At 41.1% G+C, this 5,433-nt stretch carries 7 protein-coding genes; all 7 read left to right on the top strand.

The annotated features are described in order from the left end of the window. Nucleotides 1-90, top strand: a 90-nt coding sequence (locus AC1M9I_RS14375) for a hypothetical protein (protein ID WP_481592540.1), incomplete at its 5' end; no start/stop codon positions are given. Between the two features lie 74 nt (nt 91-164). Next, nucleotides 165-1,547, top strand: a complete 1,383-nt coding sequence (gene benA / locus AC1M9I_RS14380) for a benzoate 1,2-dioxygenase large subunit (RefSeq protein WP_035270495.1) — start codon at nt 165-167, stop codon at nt 1,545-1,547. After that, nucleotides 1,544-2,047: a benzoate 1,2-dioxygenase small subunit gene (gene benB, locus AC1M9I_RS14385; RefSeq protein WP_035270498.1), complete on the top strand. Its 504-nt coding sequence runs from the start codon at nt 1,544-1,546 to the stop codon at nt 2,045-2,047. Before benA ends, benB begins: the two co-directional genes overlap by 4 nt. A gap of 90 nt (nt 2,048-2,137) precedes the next feature. After that, nucleotides 2,138-3,154, top strand: coding sequence for a benzoate 1,2-dioxygenase electron transfer component BenC (benC, locus tag AC1M9I_RS14390; protein WP_481595218.1), 1,017 nt, complete (start codon nt 2,138-2,140; stop codon nt 3,152-3,154). Nucleotides 3,155-3,167: 13 nt separating this feature from the next. After that, on the top strand, nt 3,168-3,947 hold the full coding sequence (locus tag AC1M9I_RS14395) for a 1,6-dihydroxycyclohexa-2,4-diene-1-carboxylate dehydrogenase (RefSeq protein ID WP_092768934.1): 780 nt from the start codon (nt 3,168-3,170) through the stop codon (nt 3,945-3,947). Nucleotides 3,948-4,003: 56 nt separating this feature from the next. After that, on the top strand, nt 4,004-5,212 hold the full coding sequence (gene benE / locus AC1M9I_RS14400; protein ID WP_481595219.1) for a benzoate/H(+) symporter BenE: 1,209 nt from the start codon (nt 4,004-4,006) through the stop codon (nt 5,210-5,212). Between the two features lie 43 nt (nt 5,213-5,255). Beyond that, a partial coding sequence (locus AC1M9I_RS14405; protein ID WP_481592539.1) for a CoA-transferase occupies nt 5,256-5,433 on the top strand: 178 nt, incomplete at its 3' end.

Genomic DNA, 5,433 nt, shown 5'->3' on the forward strand with positions numbered 1-5,433 from the left:
TTCAAACATATTCAATTTGACATTGAATTAGTGAAAGACGTTGAAGGTGCGCCTTCTACTGAAGTTGAACGCCGCCGCGCATCAGCTTAAATCAATTAATCGGAATCGGGATAAGTCAATTATCCCGATGACTTCCCCTCAATTTGGAAAGTCGGAGAACGTCCATGCCACGTATTCCTGTAATTAATACCAGCCATCTAGATCGTCTTGATGAGTTACTTGTAGACAACTTTGAGACAGGTGAGTTTAAACTTCATCGTTCAGTTTTCACTGATCAAGCCCTTTTTGACCTTGAAATGAAATACATCTTTGAGGGTAATTGGGTTTACTTGGCACACGAAAGCCAAATTCCAAATAACAATGATTATTACACGACACACATCGGTCGTCAGCCAATCGTGATTGCTCGTAACCGTCAAGGCGAGCTAAATGCAATGATCAATGCGTGTTCACACCGTGGTGCACAACTTTGCCGTAACAAACGTGGTAATAAGGCTACTTATACTTGCCCATTCCATGGTTGGACATTCAATAACTCAGGCAAACTTTTAAAAGTTAAAGACCCAACAGATGCAGGTTATTCTGACTGCTTTAACAAAGAAGGATCACATGATCTTAAGAAAGTTGCACGTTTTGAAAGTTATAAAGGCTTCTTATTCGGTAGCTTAAACCCAGACGTCTTGCCATTAGAAGAATTCTTAGGTGAAACGACTAAAATTATCGATATGATCGTCGGTCAGTCTGATCAAGGTTTAGAAGTTTTACGTGGCGCCTCAACTTATACATATGAAGGTAACTGGAAACTCACTGCTGAGAATGGTGCAGATGGTTACCATGTATCTGCAGTTCACTGGAATTATGCTGCGACTACGCAACAACGTAAAGAAAAACAAGCTGGCGACAACATCCGTGCAATGAGCGCAGGTTCTTGGGGTAAACAAGGCGGTGGTTCTTACGGTTTTGAAAATGGTCACATGTTGCTTTGGACACAATGGGCTAACCCTGAAGACCGCCCTAACTTCCCTAAAGCAGATGAATACTCTGAGAAATTCGGTCCTGCTATGTCGAAGTGGATGATCGAGCGCTCACGTAACCTTTGCTTATATCCAAACGTTTATTTGATGGATCAGTTCGGTTCACAAATCCGTGTACTTCGCCCAATTGCTGTCGATAAAACTGAAGTAACAATTTACTGCATCGCACCTGTAGGTGAAGAGCCAGAAGCTCGCGCACGCCGTATTCGTCAATATGAAGATTTCTTCAATGCTTCAGGTATGGCGACACCAGATGACTTAGAAGAATTCCGTGCATGTCAAGCAGGTTATGCTGGTATCGAACTTGAGTGGAACGATATGTGCCGTGGCTCAAAGCATTGGATCAATGGCCCAGATGATGCAGCAAACGAAATTGGTCTAAAACCTAAACTTTCAGGCGTTAAAACTGAAGACGAAGGTTTATACCTTGCGCAACATCAACATTGGTTAGAAGAAATGAAACGTGCGATTAAAGCAGAACAAGCTTTAGCTGAACAAGGAGATAACGCATGAGTAACGCGAATCTTGAAGCAACTTTAGAATCAGTGAGCCAGTTCTTATTTAAAGAAGCGCGCCTACTTGATGATGAACAGTGGGATGAATGGTTAGAGTGTTATGCACCTACAGCATCGTTCTGGATGCCATCTTGGGATGACTACAATACATTAACTGAAGATCCTCAATCAGAAATCTCGTTAATTTATTATCCAGATCGTCAAGGTTTAGAAGACCGCGTGTTCCGTATCAAAACTGAACGCTCTTCTGCAACAATGCCTGATACACGTACAAGCCACAATATTAACAACATTGAAATACTTGAACGTCATGAAGATAAGGTTGTTGTTCGTTTCAACTGGAACACTTTAAGTTACCGCTACCAAAAGTCATACAGCTACTTTGGTATGTCACGCTACGAAATCAATTTGTCTGGTGAAAAACCACAAATTTTAAATAAATATGTGGTACTCAAAAATGATTACATCAATCAAGTAATCGACGTATATCACCTGTAATTAGTAAATAACAAGTTCAGTAACTACCAAATGGAATTTTGGTAGTTACACCAAAAAATTGTTCAAAAGATTCTTAAAGGATATTCAGCCATGTCAAACCATAATGTTGCACTTCAATTTGAAGATGGCGTAACCCGATTTATTTCAGTTGCACAAGGCGAAACGCTTTCTGACGCTGCATATCGTCAAAAGATTAATATTCCGCTGGATTGCCGTGATGGTGCATGTGGTACTTGTCGAGCTTTTTGTGAGTCTGGCAGCTATGACATGCCTGAAGAAACTTATATTGAAGATGCACTTACACCAGAAGAGGCTGAGCAAGGCTATATCTTAGCTTGCCAGTGCCGTCCTACTTCAGATGCAGTTTTCCAAATTCAAGCATCATCTGATGTATGTAAAACTCAAATTCATCAATATCAAGGTACACTTTCTCGTGTAGAAAACTTATCTGAATCTACAATTACCTTTGATATTCAACTAGACGAGGGTCAGCCAGATATCAATTTCCTTGCTGGTCAGTATGTAAATGTAGGTATACCTGGATCAACTGAAACACGTTCATACTCTTTCAGCTCTAAGCCAGGCAACCGTTTGACCGGCTTTGTTGTTCGTAACGTTCCTAACGGTAAGATGAGTAGCTTCTTAAGCAGCGAAGCGAAAGTCGGCGAAAAAATGACATTCACTGGTCCATTTGGTAGCTTCTACTTACGTAATGTAGTACGCCCTGTAGTAATGCTTGCTGGTGGTACAGGTATTGCTCCATTTATGTCGATGCTTCAAGTATTAGAAGAAAAAGGTTCTGAACATCCAGTACGTTTAGTTTTTGGTGTAACCAATGACTTCGACCTAGTTGCTATTGAAGAACTCAACAAACTTCAAGAAAAACTTGATTGGTTTGAATACCGTACCGTAGTTGCAAACCCAGAATCTGCACACGAACGTAAAGGTTATGTAACAGGTCACATTGAAACTGAATGGCTCAACGGTGGTGATGTAGACGTTTACCTCTGTGGTCCTGTTCCTATGGTAGATGCAGTTCGTGGTTGGTTAGATGCTGAAGGCGTTAAACCTGCAAACTTCTTATTCGAAAAATTCTCTGCGAATTAAAGTGGAGAGGAACATGAATCAAAGATTTGAAAATAAAATCGTAATCGTTACTGGTGCCGCTCAAGGCATCGGTCGCGGTGTTGCTCTTCAAGCAGCTAGCGAAGGTGCAAAAGTTGTACTGGCTGACCGTGCTGAATACGTGACGACCACACTTGAAGAAATTACGACTCAAGGTGGCACAGGTGTCACTGTCTTAGCTGATCTTGAAACCTATGCTGGTGCACAATCCGTTGTAAATAAAGCGATCGAGACTTTTGGCCGAATTGATGTGCTGATCAACAATGTTGGTGGTGCGATTTGGATGAAACCTTTTGAAGAGTTTTCTGAAGAGGAAATTATTAAAGAGATCAATCGTTCTTTATTTCCTACTTTATGGAGTTGTCGTGCAGTTTTACCACACATGCAACACCAAAAATCTGGTGTGATCGTGAATGTATCATCTATCGCCACATGTGGAATTAACCGTCTTCCATATTCTGCGGCTAAGGGTGGTGTAAATAGTTTTACTCAATCAATGGCATTTGCACATGCTAAAGATGGTATCCGCATCAATGCTGTGGCTACAGGTGGTACTGAAGCTCCACCACGTGTAATTCCACGTAATACTTCACCACTATCTGAGCAAGATCAAGCTTGGATGCAAGAAGTGGTTGATCAAACAATTGACCGCAGCTACATGAAACGCTATGGCACTATTCAAGAACAAGTAAATGCTATTTTGTTCCTTGCTTCAGATGAGTCTTCATACATTACAGGCACAGTCGTACCTGTAGGTGGTGGTGATCAGGGTTAACCCTGATCACGGACTCTTTAAATTCACAGGATCATTGACGCAAGGAGGCAAATACAATGGCAACCCTGTTTAAAACACTAAAAGAAGATTGGTCTATTTCCGCCACTGTCGCCGGCTTTTTAGCTGTATTGATTTCATATGCCGGACCATTAATTATTTTCTTTCAAGCAGCACAACAAGCCCAAGTTTCACCAGACATGATGATTTCATGGATTTGGGGTATCTCAATTGGTGCTGCTGTAGCTGGAATTCTATTATCAATAAAATTTAAAGTTCCTGTCATTACCGCTTGGTCGGCACCTGGTACTGCTCTGCTAGTCACACTTTTTCCAGATATATCACTGAATGAAGCAGTTGCTGCATATATCACTACAGCTGTAGTGATTTTCATCATTGGTATTACCGGATATTTCGACAAACTATTGGCTTTGATACCGCAATCAGTGGCTGCAGGAATGATGGCTGGTATCTTATGTCAGTTCGGATTTGGTCTTTTTACCGCGACCAATACCATGCCATATATTGTGTTTGGAATGCTTATTTCGTATCTGATTGCTAAGCGGTTAACACCTCGATATGCCATGCTTTTTGTATTGGCAGCTGGTATTTTCATGAGTTTAGTCCTCGGAAAATTCAATGCTGTGAATATGGAGTTTTCACTTGCAATACCCCAATTCATTGCGCCCGAGTGGACGCTTAACTCTTTTCTAAATCTTGCAGTACCTCTTATTTTAGTCAGCCTTTCTGGTCAATTTTTACCTGGCATGGCAATTTTGAAATTAAGTGGCTATGACATTCAAGCAAAACCGATTATTACCACTACCAGTATCGCATCGTTAGCTGTTGCTTATGTGGGCGGGATCACCATTGTCCTGGCATCAATAACAGCCGCACTCTGTACAGGTAAAGATGCACATGAGCTCAAAGAGAAACGTTATATCGCAGGTATTGCGAACGGTATTTTCTATATTTTAGGTGGTTTATTTGCAGGCAGCATTGTGATGCTTTTTAGCTTACTGCCTAAAGAACTTGTTGCTGCATTAGCAGGTTTAGCACTTTTAGGTGCTATTGCTACAAATTTACACGTTGCTATGTTCCAAGAAAAGGATCGTGACGCAGCTCTCCTTACTTTCTTGGCGACTGTTTCAGGTATGCAATTTTTAGGTTTAAGTTCAATTTTTTGGGGAATCTGTATTGGTATTTTAGCGCACGTGATTTTAACGAAGCGTCAAAATACTACCCCATCATCGTCTACATCGACCTGATCATATTAAAGGTAAATGTAGATCGTTTGTTTAGGAAGTGATTATGATTGATAAAAGCTCAGCGTCTTTAACCGAAGCCCTCTCCCAAATTAAAGACGGTTCAACCATTATGATTGGTGGGTTTGGTACTGCAGGTCAGCCTGCTGAACTCATCGATGGCTTAATTGAACTCGGTATTAAAGACTTAGTGATCGTCAACAACAACGCAGGTAATGGTGATT

The sequence above is a fragment of the Acinetobacter sp. ANC_7553 genome, assembly GCF_056779895.1.

What these genes read in the sequence shown, in the direction of transcription:
- benA (WP_035270495.1), top strand. Translation starts at nt 165, where the DNA reads ATGCCACGTATTCCTGTAATTAATACCAGCCATCTAGATCGTCTTGAT.
- benB (WP_035270498.1), top strand. Translation starts at nt 1,544, where the DNA reads ATGAGTAACGCGAATCTTGAAGCAACTTTAGAATCAGTGAGCCAGTTC.
- benC (WP_481595218.1), top strand. Translation starts at nt 2,138, where the DNA reads ATGTCAAACCATAATGTTGCACTTCAATTTGAAGATGGCGTAACCCGA.
- AC1M9I_RS14395 (WP_092768934.1), top strand. Translation starts at nt 3,168, where the DNA reads ATGAATCAAAGATTTGAAAATAAAATCGTAATCGTTACTGGTGCCGCT.
- benE (WP_481595219.1), top strand. Translation starts at nt 4,004, where the DNA reads ATGGCAACCCTGTTTAAAACACTAAAAGAAGATTGGTCTATTTCCGCC.